Consider the following 17,437-nt stretch of genomic DNA (forward strand, 5'->3'; position numbering starts at 1 on the left):
CGGAGGGATCCACATGCTTGAACGGTTTGCGGGGTTGACCACTGCCCATATTGCGGATGCTTGTGTGCGGGCAGGGGTGCCGGTGCGGACGGTGTCGTTGACGGCTGTGGCCGGGGGCCGGGTCGCGGGGCGGGTGTTGCCGGCGCAGCATGTCGGCAGTGTCGACGTTTTCCTGGAGGCGTTCGAGTCGGCCGCCGAGGGCGACGTACTGGTCGTGGACAACGGTGGCCGGCGGGACGAGGCGTGTGTCGGCGATCTGGCCGCGCTGGAGGCTGCTGCTGCCGGTGTCGCCGGGATCGTGATCTGGGGACTGCATCGGGACACGGCCGACATCGCTGCGATCGGGTTGCCGGTGTTCAGCCTCGGCGCGTTGCCGACCGGGCCGCTGCGGCTCGACCCGCAGCCGGCCGATGCGTTGTCCAGGGCAACGATCGGCGAGTGGACGGTGACCCGGGACGACGTCGTACTCGCGGACGAGGACGGGGCAGTCTTCGTACCGGCGGATCGTGTCGAGGAACTGTTCGGGCTGGCGGAGTCGATCCGGGACACCGAGCACCGGCAGGCGGCCGAGATCCGGGCCGGGCGATCGTTGCGTGAGCAGGTGAGCTTCAAGCAGTACCTCGAGCGCCGGGCCGCCGATCCGTCGCTGACGTTCCGCCAGCATCTGCGCGCAGTGCGGGGAGCGATCGAGGAATGACCACCTGGCAGTTGGGTGAGGTCACCGTCGACCGGATGGGGTTCGGCGCGATGCGGATCACGGCGAACCCGGATCAAGCGATCGCCGTACTGCGGCGCGCGATGGAGCTCGGTGTGAACCACATCGACACGGCCGCGTTCTACGCGTCCGGAAAACGTTTCGCCAGTGAGCTGATCCGCGAAGCGCTGGCGCCGTACCCGGCCGACCTGATCATCGCGACGAAGGTCGGGCCGGGGAGTGATGCGGAACGCGGTTTCTACAACGCGACGACGGCCGCCGAACTGCGGGAGCAGGTCGAGACGAACCTGCTCCAGCTCGGCGTCGACTGCCTCGACGTCGTGAACCTGCGGATCACCGGGGACGGCTCCCTCGCGGAACGTTTCGGCTGGCTCGTGGAGCTCCGGGACGAGGGGCTGATCAAGCAGCTCGGCGTCTCGAACGTCCGGCTCGCGCACGTCCAGGAAGCGCTCACGATCGCGCCGATCGTCTGCGTCCAGAACAGCTACGCGGTCGATCGCCGCGGCGACGAGGACGCGATCATCCGCTTCTGCGCCGAGCGCGGCATCGCGTATGTTCCGTTCGGCACGATCACCGGTGCCGACGACTCAACCGCCGTGGACGCGATCGCCGCAGCCCACCACGCGACGCCCCAGCAGGTCCGCCTGGCCTGGACGCTCCACCACTCCCCCAACATCCTCGCCATCCCCGGCACCGGCAGCGTCGAGCATCTCGAGGAGAACATCGCCGCCGCGTCGCTGCACCTGAGCCCCGAGGAACTCGCCACGCTCGACTAACCGACCGCCGCCCGGACCGCAGGCACGACCTCCTGGGACCAGCGGGAGAGCTGGACCTCGAACGGGTCAGAGCCGCGCGGAAAGAGTGTGAAACCGGCAGCATCGTGGTTGAGGATCGCATCGGTGAGTTCCTCGATCCATTGCGCCGGGGAGCCGCCGACCCAGCGGCCTTCCTCGTCGCGGGTACGGCGCAGCGGGGTCGCGGTGATCGCCCCGGGGAAGTTGTAGATCGTCGCGACGTCCGACGGTTTCCGGCCGACCGAGAGCGCTGCCTCGTCGATGATCGGGCGGGACCAGCGGAAGCGGTCGCTCAGCCAGTCGGCGGCGTGGCCGGGGATCCAGCCGTCGGCGTTCCGGCCGGTCGCGGAAAGCGATTTCGGTCCGTTCGAGCCGGTCCAGATCAGCGGCGCGGGGACGGCGGCCGGGCGGAGCCGACCGATCGGGTAGTGCTTGGTCGGTGCCGGCGCACCGCCGTCGGACATCGAGTGGACGAGCTGCATCGCCTCCTCGAACGCCTCGACCGCCTCGACCGGACGCAGCTCCGGCACTCCCATCATCGTGATCCGGTCCCATGCCCCGCCGGCGCCGAGGCCGAGGACGAAGCGGCCGTCGGACAGTGCCGACAACGAGGACGCCGTACGGGCGAGGACCGGCGCGGGCCGCAGCGGCAGGTTGGTCACGTTGACGAACGCCGACAGTCGCTCCGTTCGCCCCAGGATGAAGGCGATCGCGGCGTACCCGTCGAGCATGTCCGGGACGTACGGGTGGTCGGCGAGGCTGACGTGATCGAGACCGTCCCGGTCGGCCTGCTGTGCGAGCCGGACGATCCCGGCGGCCTCCCGCACTGCGTCCGGCGACCCGTATCCGAACCGCACGTGCATAGCGACTCCTCAGATAGTTCGTTGTTCTAACTAGTTGTAGCACGAATGGTTAGAACTGCAAACTATTCGGCCAACGGACTATCATGGGGACATGGTGACGACGACGGCTGCCCGGGACACCGATCTCGCGAGCGCGCTGGTGCAGACGATGCACCGGCTGCAGGACCTGCACGCCGAGACCAGCCGCCCGCTCGGCCTGACCCCGCAGCAGGCGCATCTCCTCTGCGTGCTCCTCGCCGGCCCGCTGGGCATGACCGAGCTCAGCCGCATCCTGAGCATCGAGCGCTCCAGCCTGACCAGCATGGTCGACCGCCTCGAACGCCGGACCTTGGTCGCCCGCACCCCCAACCCGACCGACCGCCGAGCCAGCCAGATCGAACTGACCCCCGACGGCCTGGCCCTGGCGCACGAGGCCCACGACGCGGTGGTCGACCGCATCAACGCCATGACTGCCGACCTGCCCCGCGCTACGCGCGCGACCATCACCACAGCGCTGCAGTCGATCCTGACCCGATGAGCTATCAGTACGTCGCTGTGGCCGGCGCCCGCATCGCCTACCGGGCAAGCGGTTCCGGGCCGGCGCTCGTCCTGATGAAGAACAATCGCCGCCCGCTGGAATACCCGGTCGCGGACGCGCTCTCCCAGCGATTCCGGGTTCTGCAGATCCATCCCGTGGGCTTCGGCGCCAGTGACCGGCCCGCGGAATACGATTTCGGCAGCATCGGCCAGCAGGTGCTCGCCGTACTCGATCACGAACGCATCGATCGGTTCGCCATCTGGGGCTTCTCGCAGCCGGCTTGTATGTCGGCCGTCGTCGCGCGGTCGACGGATCGGGCGGCCGCGCTGGTGATGGGCGGCGTACCGCCGATCGGTTTTCCGACCGACGGCACGATGCGGCGGATGGAGCGGGAGCCGCGGCTGCCCAAGGCTGCGCTGGAGTTCTGGCGGAGCTATCGCTCGTACGACTGGCACCATGAACTCAGGTGCTATGCGGGACGCAAGGTGGCATACATGGGTACTGCCGACCCGGCGATCCGTCCGTTCCGGAAACTCCGGCCGGTACTCCAAGGCATCGGCTTCACCTATCTGGAGTTCGACGGATTGAGCCACGCCTCGTGTGGGCTGGGCGACGAGTCGGCCGACGGCCGGCGCGTCGCCCAGACGGTGGCGGATCTGCTGCTCAGTCGCGGCGCGGCCGTCGCAGAGTGAACGCCTCGAACTCACGGAGATCGCTGCCCAGTACGTCGTAATACGTGACCTGCATCGTTGTCGCGCCGCCGGGGTGACCGGGGTCGACGGTGAAGGCCGCGAAGCCGTACGGGTGGGCGGCGTTCCGGGCGGCCGACCAGGGAGCCGGTTCCGTGACGTAGACCGGCGGGCGTTTTCCGGTGGTCGGGTCAGGTGCGCCGACGGACGTGATCACGCGGCAGGCCGGCGGGTCGAACAGGACACCGTTCGAGCCAACCGACGTCCCGCCACCGCCGATCACCATGTGCACAGTGCCCTTCGACGTGTCCACGACGTCGGTGCGGGTCGCGGCCGGGATCGGTGTCAGCGTCTGGTTGGGCTGCTGGCCACGGATCGGATGCGAGCGCTCGTAGTGGTGCTCGTGACCGCAGACCACCAGGTCGACGCCGTACTTGTCGAACAGCGGCACCCACTCCTGCCGGATGCCGAGGTCCGCGCCGTTGGCCTGGTCCGCGCTGCTGACCACGACCTGGTGCATGCAGACCACGATCCAGTCGATGTCGCGGTTCGCGCGGGTCGCCTGGAGTTCCTTCTCCAGCCAGGCCTTCTGCGCGCCGTCCGAGTACCCGCGGACATAGCTGTTTCCGCCGTCCTGGTAGCAGACGTCGTCGTTGGCCAGGCTGATCACCCGCACCGAACCGACCGTGAACGCGTACCAGAGTCCGCGCGTCACGTCCGTCTGACCGTCCTGGCGGGGCAGGGCGAAGTACGTCTGGTACGCCTCGTACCCGATCGGCCCGTTTCCGAGTTCGTTCTCGTGGTTTCCGGCCGACGGCATCCACGGGCGGTTGCGGGCACTCCGCGAGTTGTTCTCCCAGAAGTCGTTCCAGGTCCGCACGCGGTCCTCGGCGAGGTTCGCGTAGCAGAGGTCCCCGTTGAACAGGTGGAACAACGGACGCACCCGCTCGAGGCCGGCCGTCACGTCACCGGCAGCGGGCGAGCCGAGATTGTCGTTGACGTACGGCGGGTTGGGAATCGTCACGCCCGCCGGCGGCACGTACCGCTTGCCGAGCGTCGGCGTGCCCTGGTCGCCGAAACTGGTGAAGGTGAACTTCGAGCGGCCTTTCGGCGCGGTGCGGAAAGTGCCGAACACGGCTTCCGCTCCGTCGTGTACGGCGGCGTACACGTACTCGCCCGCGGGACGCAGCCGACTGATCCGCGCATGCTGGACGTAGACGATCTGCCCGGACTTGGCGTCGGTGTAGTTCGCGCTGACCGCGGTCACGGTCCGCTCGAACTCCCCGTCCGGAGCGCCGAGCAGGACCCGCGGCCGGCGTACCGGCTGACGGGTGTGCCAGGACACGACGATCTCCGTCGACGCATCGGCACCGAACTGCAGATGCAGTCCGCCTACCCTCGGGGTGGTGACCGGATCCGCGACCGGTCGCACAACCGGCTGCATGACCGGAGCAGCCTGCGCCGGCGCGGCGGTAGTCAGCAGGGATCCGCCGGTGACAACCGTTGCAGACGCGAGAAATCCACGCCGTGAGAAATGCGATTCGAACAGCTCTTCGTCATCGATCACACCTCCACGCTCGGCGCCGGAGGTGAATCCTCGCCGTCAACATCACGAACTCACTAACGCCTGCCGCCGAACTCCCAGGGGCGTACTTCGGCGTTGTCGGCTTGGATAAGGGTTGCGGCGGCCTCTGGGGTTGGTGCTTCCAGCAGGGCGGCTCGTCCTACGTGAATGTTGTTGGCGAGCAGGTCGCCGTACATGATCAGGTGGTCCGACGTGAGCGGGCGCGGGGCGTCCTTGGTGAGGACGAGGTAGCGGTTGTAGCCCTCGACGGCCGTGGCGAAGTCCCACATCGTGCGGCCCGGGTTGTGGTTGTGAAAACGCTGGATTTCTACGGTCTCGAAGGCGCCGGCGCGGTAGTACGGCTCGTCGTACGCGAACTCGTTGGCCGCAACGTCGTCCGGTAGCTCGACGATGTGCAGGCTGCCCGTGGTTCGCTCGCCGTCGTCGGTCAGCGTCGGTCCGCGGGCGATCAGGCGGTCGGTGTACCCGTCCATGAAGGTCCAGTGTTCCTCGTTCAGCGCGACCTTGATCTCGAACCCGTCCGGCTTGTCACGCCCGAAAACGAAGTACTCCATGCTCAGCTCCTCCGGCCGGTGAAAGCGCAGACCGTAGTGCGTACGGCAGGTCGCCGTACGCACTACGCGTGGCGGGGGTCAGGCCGTGGCGGCCAGGTGGATGCGCAGGATCGTGTCGTAGTCCAGGACCTCCACGCCCGCCGCGGGGGCAACGGTTTCCTGGGAGGCGACGATCACCAGCTGGCGCAGGTCGCTGACGTCGACGTCGTACTTCGACTTCACCTGGGAACGGTTCTCCGGGTTGGCGAGGTACTCCGCGTACTGCGCGAGCTCGGTCGCGCTCTCCTGCACCGGCGTACGGAAAACGCGGCGGCGCTTCTTTCCGTTGACCGTGTCGACGACCGGGAGCTCGAGCCGGCCGACGACGTGGCTGCCGTCCGCGCGCTCGAGGATGAAGTCCGGGTGCAGGTCGCCGAGCGCCGGCGAGCGGACCAGCTTGGTCGCGTCGAACGCCGACAGCAGGATGCTCTCGTGCTTGTCCAGGAACTCGTCGACAGTCGAATCCTGCAGACCGTGCGCGAGGTATGTGCTCTCGAACGCGTCCGCCTTCAGCACGGCCGGGTCGACCGGCAGGCTGACCGTGCCGATCGGGTCGAGGTGCGGCTGGGAGTTGGAGTAGTTCCGCAGGAAATCGAGGTACTTGTCGGCCGGCTCCGAGCGGTGGATCGCGAGCGCGAAGAACACCCAGTGCGCGCGGAGCGAGTCGCCCGCGGTGTGCACGAGCAGCGCGCGGTCGAAGGTCGAGTAGTTGCCGGGCGCGAACCGCAGCAGCTCGTCCGCCGGGCCGACCACCTCGTTCCCGAGCATGCTCCCGGCGCCCGGAAAACGTTTTTCGAGGGCGCTCTTACCGGCGTCGGTCGTGATCGTCGCGTCCTTGAACCAGTTCTGTCCCTTGAGGTTCGCAACCACGGTGCGGCCGTCGCCGAGCCCGAAGTACTCCTCGACACCGGCAGCCTTCTGCCGGCGGACTTCGAGCGTCCGGTACTCACGGCTCAGCCCGACGAGCTCGAGGATGTTCCAGTCCGGTGTCTCGGTCAGCACCATCATCCGCGGGAACAGCATCGGCCCGGGCAGCTCGGTCCGGTGACTCACCGGCAGATGCCCGGCGGCCTCCTTCAGGTGCTCCCCCCAGAACTGGCTGTTCACCTTCACGAACTCGGTGGGTTTCATCGTTCTCCTCGCTCAGACACTCGGACTCAACCTTCAACTCCCGCCCGAGCAGACCCTATTCCCTGTTACCGGAGGGCGGTCAGTCCGTCCCGGCCGCTGACCAGGATCAGGTTGCCGGCCGCGGTGATGTCGCCGCCACAGGACCTCCGCAGCGGCAGCAACCGGTAGTTCGTCCGGCCGGCACCGACCTCGGCGAGCCGGCAGCTGCCCTGTGAGTAGAGGAACACCACGCGCCCGTCGTCCGTCACGGCGTACCGCTGCTGCGGGGAAACCGCGGCGGTCGCGGTCCAGACCTGGCGGCCGCTGGAACCGTCGATCGCCGTGACGATGCTGCTGGAGTTGTCCCCTTGAGGGCAGCTGATCAGCAGAACGAGGCTGCCTGCCGTGTCGTGGCGGGGTGTGCAGCCCCATTGCTTCGGCATCGGCCAGCGCCATTTCACCTCGCCCGACCGTGGCTCGAGGCCGACCAGGGTGGTGACTCCCTCGTTCTGGGCCCCTTTCTCCGCGCCGACGATCAGACCGCCGACCGGTGTCTCCCAGTTCAGCAACGGGCCGGAGTGGCTCCAGAGTTTCTTGCCGTCCTTCAAGTTCAGGCCGACGGTCTCGTCGGTCTCGCGGCCGCAGCTGTGGCTGAGGTCCACGAGGACCGTGTCCGCGGTCGCGGTTGCGCTGATGCCGGTGCAGCGGCCTGGCTCGTAGGTCCAGCGGTTCGATCCGTCGGTGTTCGTGCCGTACAGCTTGTCCGAGCCTTTGCTCACCGGCCGGCCGGTGACGAGCGGATCGGCGTTCTGGATCTGGTAGTCCCGCGTGCGGCCCGGCCAGGCCTTCAGGCGCTTGCCGGTGTTGGCGTCCAGGACGAAGTACCCGAGCTCGTCGTACTTCACGAGAAGCTGTTGCCCACCGTTGAGGACGGTGACTCCCGGCTGGCGCGAGGAATCGGTGCGGATGTAGCGCCACCGGGTGCGGCCGGTCGCCGGGTCGAGCATCTCGACCGTGCCTTCTCTGCTGGTGGTGACGGCGATCCCGTGGCTGGTGGCGACCACGTCGTCCAGGTAGCCGCGGGCCGCGCTGGTCCACAGGACGTCGCCGGTCAACTGCGAGCGTCCAGTGGGTCCGGCGGGCTCGGACTGGGTTTCCAGGTGCTCGTTGGCGCTGTGGAGGTAGGCGTTCTGCAGGGGGTCGATGACGAAGACGGTGACCAGGACGATCGCGGCCGCGGCGGCGATGCCGGCCAGGACCTGACCGCGGTTCCTGGGGCGCGTTGTGAACCGGCTCGCTGCGAGCGCGGCGGCCGCGGCCAGGACGAGGAGGATCGACGCCACAACCACCAAGGGCACGGCCTGGCCGACGCCGGAAACCGCGTTCGTGTCCGGGGCCTTGATCCAGACCACCACCAGGCCGATCAGCCCGATCGCGATCGCCGTACCGGCGACGATCCGAGGCGCGCGACCGGTCTGGCGGGACGCCCAGTAGAGGGCCGGGATCGCGGCCAGGACCAGCAGGGTCAGGACGATCTCGGGCCATGAAGAGTCCCCGCTGTACGCCGGTGTACGCCAGTCGGCTCGAGCCGCGCCGAACGCCGCCACGAAGGCCACGACAGCGGTCAGGACAGCGGTCGTTGCGAGAGCACCCCGCTGCCATCCCCGCCACGGCGCCGGCAACAGCCCGTCCAGTAGAGCGAGCTCGGCCGCGAGATTCGCGCGGGCGTCCACGTCGTACAGATCCCGCGCCAACTGGGTCCGATAGATCCCGGAATCGAGCAGCTCGCGCACCTCGGCGTGCCTCTGCCTGATCCGCCCGAACTCGTCTTGGTGATCCGGTTGCTCGCGGGGTTCGGCGCGTCTGTCCGCGTCGCGGCGTAGCTCGCTCGCGTGAGACGCGTAGTTCCGGCCGGCGATGACTGCGTTGACGGCGTCGTGCAGTACGTCGCCGTTCGCGTCGGGCGCCTGCTCCGCTCCGGTCCCGACGGTCAGTTCTCGCATCCCGCCGGTCAGCTCTCCGAGCCCGCCGGTCAGTCGGACGAGTCTGGCGACTTCGGCGGTCCTGGCCGGGCTGACGCCGTACCTGGGCAGCTCCTCCTCGGCCAGCCGAGCCGACGCCTCCGCGTCCTCCGCCGCCGAGGCGCCTTGGTCGTGAACGGCCCGGTGATACCAGGCCGCCAGCCGCACCGCGACGGGATCCGTGGCCAATTGATCCAGCGCATCCACAGCCGTCAGCACCACCGCGACGTACCGCTCCCGGTACGCGTACCGCCGCTTCTCGCCGTACCGCGCGATCAGCTCGTCACGCAGCGCCTCAGGCACCGCCTGGTCCCAGAACTCCCGCAGCCCGATCACGCTCCGCATCCTGACAGACACCGGTCTCATGGCCGACCAGTTAGGTTAGGCTGCACTAACTTCCTGAGGAGGGGTATGGCGGCGCGGTTCCTTCCCGGCTGGGTGATGGTGAGGGCCGAGTCGGGGCGCCTGTTGGAGAACCCGGACCAGCTGGCCGTCGATCTCGCCGACGTGCGGCACGACGGCAACGGCGTGTACACGATCACCACAGGTGCCGGCGCGACGATCCGGCTGATCAAGCGCGTCGGCCCGCTCCGTCCGGGCGTGCGGCTCGAGTACGGCGTCGACTTCGAGGACGAGGTACCGACAGTTGTGCTCACGCTTTCCGAGCGGCTCGCCGTCGACGAGGTCGCACCGGTGCTCGCCAGGGTCCTGGCCGAGTCGACGGCACCCGCTGGTGCGGGTGATCGGGTCTTCTCGCCGAGCAGTACGCCTGATCTGGATGCTGTGCAGCGGCCCGCGGACGCCGGTCTCCGTGCCGAGTTGCGGCAACGCGGTCGGCTGCTCGCCGGAAAACGCCACATTTCTGCGGTCCGGCAGCTTGCCCTCACGATGGGCGTCGCCGACGGGCAGCCGAACGCCGCACTGCTCCGCACCCTCCTCACCGAGGAGGAGCGCACGATCCTCGACCGCGCCGCGGACCCGGCGGCCCGCCCCTTGGAGGACCGTGTCGATCGGGCCGGGTACCTCGCGAAGGCGCTCGGCGGATCCGGAGTTTCCGCGGCGGTGATCGGTACGGCGGCGGCCGTGTTCACCGGCAATCCGCTCGTCGGGTTCGGTATCGCGGTGCCGACGATCGTCAACGCGGCTGTCGGTTCGTTCGCCGAGCGACGTCTCGACGAGCAGAAGATGTCCGGGCGGAAACCGGCGTACACGGCCGATCGGAAACAGCGCGAGTACGAGTTTCCGGGCTTGCGCTCGCTGCTCGACGGGGCGGAACCGGTCCGGCCGGCGGCGGTAAAGATGCCGCGGGCAACGGCTTGGCGCAACTACCTGCGCCGGTACGCGATGCCGACCCTGGCCACCGCCGCGGTCGCGGGCATCCTCACGCCACTCGGCGTACCGGCGTTGTCGACGGCCATGGTGATCGCGTCGTCCGCACTCGCCAAGTCCCTCGCCGAACGCCTGGTCGACACCAAGAAACTAGATTTCCGCCTCCGCCGCATCGACACCACCGAACGGCTGCGGCTCTCCGACCCCACCCTGTACGTCAACCAATTGGCCACCGAGATCGATGAGCTGCGGACGCGGTTCGACCGGGCGCTCGGCGCGCTGCGGACCGGGGCGGTCGCGCCGGGCGACTCGACGTCCGCTGCGGATGTTCCAGGTGCGCCGCCGTTCACAGTCAGTCTTGCGGCGCAACTGATCGAGAACGTGTCCGGTACGGCGCGTCGAGCATTCGTCGGAGGCCGCCGTACGCCCGGTGCCGAGCCGACCCCTCTCGCCCGGCACGTCAGTCCGGAACTGCAGGGTTTGCTAGCCGCGGCTGGTCCGGGCCTGCTCGGTGCGCTGACCGGAGCAATGGGCGACAAGTACTTCCTGAACCGCGACGAACCCGCCCGGGACGCCTCGAAGCAGTGGTCACGCAAGCATCAGGAGGCCGTCCAGTCGTCGGCGCTCGCCGGAAGCGTCGAGCCGCGATTGCGCGCGTTCCGGGAGCTCGCCGATCGGTTGGAGGAAGCGGCCGGCCTGCCTGCTGACCTGTCCGCGCGAGCTGCTGAGCGAGGGCTGCCGGCGGTCACGGCCCCGCCGGCCGGTCCGCGTCCGCCGGCCCGGGCACCGCTGTCGGCGTACGCCGTTCAAGCAGCCGCGGGCTCACTCGGCGCAACGGCCGGAGCTGTCGGACTCGACCAGCTCCTCGACCTCCCCGATCTCGCAGTCGTGCTCACCGCTGCCGGCGCGGCTGGCTCAATGACAGCGACGCCGGCTGCGCGCTACCTGTTCCGCCGCCGCGAACTCGGGGTTCACGAGGCGCTGGAAACGGACAAGGCCGTACGAGCGGTCAACCAGAACGAACTGCTCGAGCAGCGGGCGATCACCCGCTACCTGATGACCCAACTCGCCATGCGGGCCGAGGCAATCACCAACCAGCCCGCTCCCCCCAGCACCGGTGTGGACCAGGCGGTACGCCGACTGGCCGCGGAACCGAGCGGCAAACCGCTCCTCGCCGAACGCCTGATCGCCCTCGAACAATTAGCCCAAGCCGCAACCGCCGTAGACCACCACGCAACCCACGGCACACCCGACTCACGCGCCCACGTCCGCCAACACTTCGACCAAACCCTCGAGCAAGCCATCCACCTCTGGCAACGGGCCGGCGTGCCGAGCCCTCTCAGCGTGACGCCGCCCGCCGGCGAACTGGAGCAACTACGCCACCTACTCGCCAACCCCACGGCCCCCGCACAACGCACGGAAGCCCCCACTGACGCTCCCACCGGTGGCCCGACCCCCCACCGCCGAAGCCACGAGTCCCGCGACCGCTAGACAGACCGCCCCTGACCCGCGCTTCCGCAGGTCAGGGACGGTCGGCAGTCCTTACTCAGCCGGTTGCAGGACCGTCTTGTCCCAGTTCAGGCTGGTACTGCGACCGGTCAGGCCGACGGTGCCGACGGTTCGGCCGGTGTCGTCGGTGAGCAGCAGCTGAGCGTACGACGTGACGCCGGCCGCTGTCGGTGCGAACCGAACGTCGACCGTGCAGCTTCCGCCGGCAGTGACCGGCTTGGTCCCGCAGTTGTCGCGTTCGATGCGGAACGCGACCTGCCGGCCGGCCATCCGCGCCGCCCCGATCCGCAGCGGCTCGGTCCCGACGTTCTTGACCGAGACCGTCCGCACCTGGCCCGAGACCTCGACGGGCTGGTTGGTGAAGACCGGTGTCTCGGCGCTCAACACCGCCCCGGCGGCCGCGCGACCGACCTCGATGGTGGCCGAGGCCGTCACCGGGGCCAACGAGGCGTCGCCGGTGTACGGGCGCATCGAGTCGTTCGTCACCGAGACGGTGATCCGGCCGGGACGGAGTGCTGTCAGGGTCCGGGTCGCCGGGTCCAGCACCGCGACCTTGCCGGCCCGGCGGCCCTCGTCGGCCGTTGAACCGATCGCGAGGTTGGACGAGCCGGTCCAGTGCACCGACATCGGGTAGCGCAGCGGTACCACGCGGGTGCCGTTGCCGACGCCTTCCGGCTGCACGATGCTGCCGCTGAGTTGGGTCGATGTACCGGCGGGCAGTGCGGTCGGCGCGTTGAGCGTGACCGACTGCGCAAACGCCCGTACGTCGGCCTCCAGCCACTGCTGGTCCGCCGTACGGCGGGCGTCGACCGACCAGTCGACCCATCCCGTGAAGCCGCCGCGTTCCGGCGTACCGTACGGGTTCTTGCCGGACGACGGGAGCACCGTGTACGGCACGCCCTCGACGCGGTGGACGTTCACCACCTGCGCGTGCGAGCCGACCATCGCCGCACCCTTCTTCGTGGTGTTCCGGAAGTTCGTCAGCAGCTTCTCGATCAGCGCGACCTCGTCACGGTCGCCGAGCTGACTGGACTTCGTCTCCTCCGGGTCGTCGACCGGGTGGTGGGCGAAGACCATCACGTTGCGGATCGACCGGTCGGACGCCGCGCCGGCGAGCGCCTGCTTCAGCATCGGCAACTGGTCCCAGGCCGAGGTACGCAGCGTGCCGAGCGAGCTGGCGAGCAGGACGAACCGCGTGCCCTTGTGGTCGAAGGTGCGGTACGGCTGACCGAACTCGTTGGTGAAATTGGTCAGATCCAACTGGGTGTTGTTGAGGCCGTACGACTCGTGGTTGCCCGGCACGTAGTAGCACGGGACGGTGCTGCCCTTCGGCGTACTGTTCGGGGCCGGCTCCTGCCCGACCGGGATCAGGTCACAGCCCGCGTCGGTCAGCACCTGCCGTGCGAGCGACAGGTCCTGCGGCAGACCGCGGTCGGTGATGTCGCCGTTCAGCACCACCAGGTCCGGGTGCGTCTTCCGGATCCGCGCGAGCGCCGCCGTTGCGACCTGCGAGAGCGCCGGGTTGTCGGCGGTGAACTGGACATCGGACAGCGTCGCGAACTTCCACGTACCGTGACCGCTCGCCAGTTTGCCGTCGGTCGACACGAGCGGGTCGGCGACCAGATCCGGCTGGGCCGGCAGCTCGATCGACGTCGGTACGTCGGCCTCGAACCGGTCGAGCACGAACGTGCCGGCCTTCTGCTGCGCGGTCGCGGTGTTGATCCCCTGGAACGACGCGATCGAGATCGGGTACACCGTGTTCGCCGGCAGCGTCCAGGTGACGTTCTGGTAGTCCGGGCCTGCCTTCAGCCCGGTGCCGTACACGCCGAGGGCCTTGCCGTTCCCGTCCAACAGGCCGACGTAGTCGAGCCCGTTCGGTACGTCGATACTCGACTTGATCCGCAGCCGGAGCCGCAACGGCTGCCCCGGCACCTGGATCCGATTGGCCGCGCCGTTCGCCGAGATCCCGACGTTCCGCATCGCAGGGAAGTCGACGCGCAGTCCGTCAGGGTCGACCGAACGCGTGGTGGCCGCCGTGCTGTTGTTGTTCCAGCGCTGCAGTACGTCGTCGTCGAATTCGTACACGATCTTCGTCTGGACGCCGACCGTGATCGGCAACTTCACCGACCGGCCCGCGGCCGAGATCGTGAGGACCGTGCCGGCGCTGGTGAGCGGAGTGATCCTGAGCTTGCCGTCGACCGCTTGGACGTCGACGACGCTGTGGTCGTAGTCCAGCCGGAGGTCCCGCGGGTCGACCGGAGCGGTGTAGCCCTGATCGTCGCGACCGGTGACCGCCACGCTCACGGCGTTGGCAGCCGTCGCCTCCGTGATCGACAACCGGTTGGTCGAGAGCTCCAGACTCTTCAGCGGCCGGAGTACGTCGACCCGCTCGGTGCTCTGGACCCGGCCGATCGACGCACTGACCGCGATCGGGCCGCTGTGCGACGCGATCAGCACACCGTCCTTGATGTTGCCCCCCTTCGCCTTCCACGCCAGCCGTCGCGGGTCGACCGCGACCGGAGTCAGGTGGTCGTCAATCGCTTTCACGGCAAGTCGGCGGTGCAGGCCTGGGAAGACCTTCAGGCCGCCGTCCCCGGCCGCCTGACCTGCACCCGGCCTCAGCAGCAGTTGGTGGACCTTCCCGTCACCGGGGCTGACGAAGACGCCGACCCCGTTCGGGTCGTTGCGTTCCTGACCGTCCGAGGGGTTGTTGCGGACCGTCGTACCGTCCTCGCCGAGGGACCGCGCGACCATCGTGGTCGAGCCGCCGCCGTCCAGGTTGACGGCGGTCTGGATCCCTCGGTCGGCCAGGTCCTGGGCCTCGCGGTCGATGCCGACACCGCCCTTGCCCGTGCCGCCCGGGCCGTCCCAGGTGGCGAGCACGAGCGTCCGGCCACCGTCCTTGAAGCCGAGTGCCGTCCGCGGTGCGACGGACCGGTCGAGACCAGGCACGACCTTGCCGTCGCGGACGATCGTGCCGCCCTGGCCGAGCGCGAACTTCATCGACTTGGCCAGCTCGTTCGCGAGCTCGTAGTGCAGGCTGAGCGCGTCGCCCGGCTGCAACGCCCGGAGCGCCGTCGCGGCGGCATCCCGCCCGACCAGAGAGAACCCGTCGGTCGGGATCGGGCCGGAACCCGCCGGCCCCGCCGGGCTCACCGAGACAACCTTGTCGTTCTGAACGAGTACTTCGGCGATGTTGCTGTTAGCAACGGTCGTGAAGCCGCGGTTGCGGCTGTACTCGCCCCAGATCGGGGTGTACGCGACCAGACCGTCGACCGGAACGCCACCACCGTTCGCGGCGTTGACGGTCAGCACCTTGTGATCAGCTCCGGAGAACGTAGCGGTCGAATCGACCGCCAGGTCGACCAGTTGAGCAATTCCGTCCTTGCTGACACCGACGTGCTGCCGCCCGCTCGCGTCAGCCGACTTGAGCAAATGCCCGTTCTGCACCTCACCACCCAGCGCAGCATTGCTGTTACCGATGTCGAAGAACTCGCCATTCACACCGGCTACCGCACCGGCCTTGTTGGCGGCCGCACTCAGCGGCCCACCCGACGCGACCGGCCCCGACGTCAGCAGATCGGTACTGACCGCCTTGCCGGACAGATCGATCGTCAGGTACTGCGCATCGACCCATCCCCGCTGATCAACACTCTTCACGTGGTTGAGCGAAATCCCCGGCCCGACCTTCTCGGTCGTATCAACCAGCGCCAGACCGGCGACTGGATGATCGTCCGCGAACCCCACACCAGGCACTGACCACAGCAGCCCCGCGGCCACAACAGCCGCGACCCCACCCGTCAAGCGATGAATCTTCATCGTCGACCCGTACTTTCTCACGAACCGGACCAGGCACCAGCCCCCCAGCCACACCGCACCCAAGGCGGCACAACCACTCACCGTTCTCGGCCTCGACGACATCCCGGTAAACCACTGACGACATACCTACGTCAACACGTAGACGTCTTACATCGACCTGAGCGGCGGGGCTCAGTGCCGGCCGGGCACGCGGACGTCGAGCCAGACCGAGCGGTGGTCGCTGGTCGGGAACGGGAAGACCCCGGTCAGCCGGAACAGCGGATCCGCCTGGACCGGCCAGAAGACCCCCGTGCGCACCGGCTTCAACTGGGTCGACGGCAGCACGTAGTCGGCCCGCAGGTTGCCCGGCGCCGAGTCGGCGAAGTCCGCGGTGTCGTACTTCGGATCGCCCTTGTGCGCGGTGTTCGCCCCACCCTGGAGTACGGCGGCCTCGGCACCGCCGGCCGACGACGGCTGCGGGTCGATGATCCGCGGGTTGTCGATCAGCTGCTGGATCGCACCCGGTACCGAATCCCCGTCCACCGGGTCACTGTTCTGGTCACCCGCGATGACGAACGGGCTGCCCGGCCGCAGACCGCCGTACCGGCCCTTGTCGTCGTAGATGTACGACGAGCGGCTCGGCTGGATGTAGTCGGCCCAGAACCGGATCTCGTCGTGGTTCCGGGTGCCGTTGCGGTCCTCGGCCCCGTCGAAGGTGGGCGGCGTCGGGTGCGAGACGAGGAAGTGCACGGTGCGGTGCCCGATCTCGATCGGCAGGTCCCAGTGCGACTTGCTCGACAGCCGGAAGACGTTCAGTTCCGCCGGCGTGTACCAATCGGCCGGCGCGGGCGTGGCGGGGTTGTCCGGCAGCATCGCGCCGGGCATGTCCCTCCACTTGAACAGCTGGAAGGTCCGCACGTGCTTGGTGTCGATCGGGTAGCGCGAGTACACGACCATCCCGTACTGCCCCTCGAACACTCCGAAGCCGAACGCGTCGTCGCCCCCGCTGACCTGGCCGTCGTTGTTGAGGTCGAACCCGCTCGGTACGCCGGTGTTCGACGGCGCGACGTACACGTACGGATAGTGGATGGGCGCGGCACCGTTGTGGCCGACCTCGAGGTAGTTCGACCGGAACAGATCGGCCGCCCGCTGCCCCGGCACGTAGTCGAACTCGTTGATCAGCAGGACGTCAGGCCGCTCCCGCTGAATGACTTCGGCAACCGCGCCGGCCTGCGCGTTCGCCGGGGTGCTGAGATCTGCGACGAGCTGCCCCGCCGCCCCCCGGTTCAGACTCGCGTTGTACGTCGCGAACCGGACTGTGCCGCCCTCACCCGAGGTACCGACCGCAGTACCCGGCGCCACCAACGCCGTACCAAAACCAAGGCCAGCGACCAAACCAATCGCCAGAACACGCGTCCTACGCATACTGCCCCTCCCTAAACCGGAATGGCGCACACGCTAACGGGCACAGCACCACCCCAGCCTGAATACCGAGTGAACTCTCCCCCGCTGCCCAATCCAACCCCGCACCCGAGCGTCCTGCCCAGGCCAGCCACCGAAGCCGAGCGAAGCGAAGGCGCAAGGGGGTGTGGGTGGCGAAGCCCCCGCCCGCGGCGAGCGCAGCGAAGCCGCACAAATGACGAAGGCGAGGCGGTCAGCGCAAGAATTGCGCGACACACCTCGCCCATCGCCTTCGTGGCGGGTGCAGGGTTCGAACCTGCGTAGGCATACGCCGACAGATTTACAGAGGGGTGATGCCCTCGCTCTGACCTGGGCACGAAGGTCCCGATCACAACTCATCCGCACAGATTCCGCACAACCGCCATGTACGGCCCCCCCCAGCCGCTCAAGCGGCCAGAAGCGACAGCGAGGCGTAACAATCCCTCGGTACCCGTCGATGTGCTCGGTATGACA

General features: G+C 68.6%; 12 protein-coding genes. 5 read left to right on the plus strand and 7 right to left on the minus strand.

The window, feature by feature from the left end:
- Positions 1-13 precede the first annotated feature (13 nt).
- Together ACLJOO_RS06360 and ACLJOO_RS06365 are read left to right on the plus strand one after the other, a co-directional pair.
- A complete protein-coding gene (locus ACLJOO_RS06360; protein ID WP_410785861.1) occupies positions 14-697 on the plus strand; it encodes an RraA family protein in 684 nt (227 codons plus the stop codon).
- Complete coding sequence (locus tag ACLJOO_RS06365) at positions 694-1,491, plus strand: aldo/keto reductase (protein WP_410785862.1); 798 nt, start codon at positions 694-696, stop codon at positions 1,489-1,491. The genes ACLJOO_RS06360 and ACLJOO_RS06365 overlap by 4 nt, the downstream gene beginning before the upstream one ends.
- On the opposite strand, the gene ACLJOO_RS06370 is transcribed toward ACLJOO_RS06365, so the two are convergent.
- A complete protein-coding gene (locus ACLJOO_RS06370; protein WP_410785863.1) occupies positions 1,488-2,372 on the minus strand; it encodes an LLM class flavin-dependent oxidoreductase in 885 nt (294 codons plus the stop codon). The genes ACLJOO_RS06365 and ACLJOO_RS06370 overlap by 4 nt on opposite strands.
- A gap of 91 nt (positions 2,373-2,463) precedes the next feature.
- Between ACLJOO_RS06370 and ACLJOO_RS06375 the strand changes: the two genes are divergently transcribed.
- Together ACLJOO_RS06375 and ACLJOO_RS06380 are read left to right on the plus strand one after the other, a co-directional pair.
- The gene (locus ACLJOO_RS06375; protein WP_410785864.1) at positions 2,464-2,889 is read left to right on the plus strand and encodes a MarR family winged helix-turn-helix transcriptional regulator; all 426 of its coding nucleotides are present in this window, start codon (positions 2,464-2,466) and stop codon (positions 2,887-2,889) included.
- Positions 2,886-3,581, plus strand: a complete 696-nt coding sequence (locus ACLJOO_RS06380; RefSeq protein WP_410785865.1) for an alpha/beta fold hydrolase — start codon at positions 2,886-2,888, stop codon at positions 3,579-3,581. The genes ACLJOO_RS06375 and ACLJOO_RS06380 overlap by 4 nt, the downstream gene beginning before the upstream one ends.
- Here the strand turns inward: ACLJOO_RS06380 and ACLJOO_RS06385 are convergent.
- The 4 genes from ACLJOO_RS06385 to ACLJOO_RS06400 all read right to left on the minus strand — a co-directional run bounded on the left by ACLJOO_RS06385 (position 3,553) and on the right by ACLJOO_RS06400 (position 9,232).
- On the minus strand, positions 3,553-5,145 hold the full coding sequence (locus ACLJOO_RS06385) for a purple acid phosphatase family protein (protein ID WP_410785866.1): 1,593 nt from the start codon (positions 5,143-5,145) through the stop codon (positions 3,553-3,555). The genes ACLJOO_RS06380 and ACLJOO_RS06385 overlap by 29 nt on opposite strands.
- Before the next feature lie 53 nt (positions 5,146-5,198).
- Positions 5,199-5,717: a YciI family protein gene (locus tag ACLJOO_RS06390; protein WP_410785867.1), complete on the minus strand. Its 519-nt coding sequence runs from the start codon at positions 5,715-5,717 to the stop codon at positions 5,199-5,201.
- A gap of 78 nt (positions 5,718-5,795) precedes the next feature.
- Positions 5,796-6,887 (minus strand): hypothetical protein, encoded by a 1,092-nt coding sequence (locus ACLJOO_RS06395; RefSeq protein WP_410785868.1) that lies wholly within the window; start codon positions 6,885-6,887, stop codon positions 5,796-5,798.
- A 65-nt stretch (positions 6,888-6,952) separates the two neighbouring features.
- On the minus strand, positions 6,953-9,232 hold the full coding sequence (locus ACLJOO_RS06400) for a PQQ-binding-like beta-propeller repeat protein (RefSeq protein WP_410785869.1): 2,280 nt from the start codon (positions 9,230-9,232) through the stop codon (positions 6,953-6,955).
- A 66-nt stretch (positions 9,233-9,298) separates the two neighbouring features.
- Here ACLJOO_RS06400 and ACLJOO_RS06405 point away from each other — a divergent pair, with 66 nt between their 5' ends.
- Positions 9,299-11,707: a hypothetical protein gene (locus ACLJOO_RS06405; RefSeq protein ID WP_410785870.1), complete on the plus strand. Its 2,409-nt coding sequence runs from the start codon at positions 9,299-9,301 to the stop codon at positions 11,705-11,707.
- A 51-nt stretch (positions 11,708-11,758) separates the two neighbouring features.
- Here the strand turns inward: ACLJOO_RS06405 and ACLJOO_RS06410 are convergent, their stop codons facing one another.
- On the minus strand, positions 11,759-15,544 hold the full coding sequence (locus ACLJOO_RS06410; protein WP_410785871.1) for a phosphodiester glycosidase family protein: 3,786 nt from the start codon (positions 15,542-15,544) through the stop codon (positions 11,759-11,761).
- Positions 15,545-15,715: 171 nt separating this feature from the next.
- Positions 15,716-16,948: an endonuclease/exonuclease/phosphatase family protein gene (locus ACLJOO_RS06415; protein WP_410785872.1), complete on the minus strand. Its 1,233-nt coding sequence runs from the start codon at positions 16,946-16,948 to the stop codon at positions 15,716-15,718.
- Positions 16,949-17,437: the final 489 nt, after the last annotated feature.

The sequence above is a fragment of the Kribbella sp. C-35 genome (assembly GCF_046549195.1).
Taxonomy (GTDB): domain Bacteria; phylum Actinomycetota; class Actinomycetes; order Propionibacteriales; family Kribbellaceae; genus Kribbella.

Coding starts and splice junctions, on each gene's coding strand:
- ACLJOO_RS06360 (WP_410785861.1), top strand. CDS start 14: ATGCTTGAACGGTTTGCGGGGTTGACCACTGCCCATATTGCGGATGCT.
- ACLJOO_RS06365 (WP_410785862.1), top strand. CDS start 694: ATGACCACCTGGCAGTTGGGTGAGGTCACCGTCGACCGGATGGGGTTC.
- ACLJOO_RS06370 (WP_410785863.1), bottom strand. CDS start 2,372: ATGCACGTGCGGTTCGGATACGGGTCGCCGGACGCAGTGCGGGAGGCC.
- ACLJOO_RS06375 (WP_410785864.1), top strand. CDS start 2,464: ATGGTGACGACGACGGCTGCCCGGGACACCGATCTCGCGAGCGCGCTG.
- ACLJOO_RS06380 (WP_410785865.1), top strand. CDS start 2,886: ATGAGCTATCAGTACGTCGCTGTGGCCGGCGCCCGCATCGCCTACCGG.
- ACLJOO_RS06390 (WP_410785867.1), bottom strand. CDS start 5,717: ATGGAGTACTTCGTTTTCGGGCGTGACAAGCCGGACGGGTTCGAGATC.
- ACLJOO_RS06395 (WP_410785868.1), bottom strand. CDS start 6,887: ATGAAACCCACCGAGTTCGTGAAGGTGAACAGCCAGTTCTGGGGGGAG.
- ACLJOO_RS06400 (WP_410785869.1), bottom strand. CDS start 9,232: ATGCGGAGCGTGATCGGGCTGCGGGAGTTCTGGGACCAGGCGGTGCCT.
- ACLJOO_RS06405 (WP_410785870.1), top strand. CDS start 9,299: ATGGCGGCGCGGTTCCTTCCCGGCTGGGTGATGGTGAGGGCCGAGTCG.
- ACLJOO_RS06410 (WP_410785871.1), bottom strand. CDS start 15,544: ATGAAGATTCATCGCTTGACGGGTGGGGTCGCGGCTGTTGTGGCCGCG.
- ACLJOO_RS06415 (WP_410785872.1), bottom strand. CDS start 16,948: ATGCGTAGGACGCGTGTTCTGGCGATTGGTTTGGTCGCTGGCCTTGGT.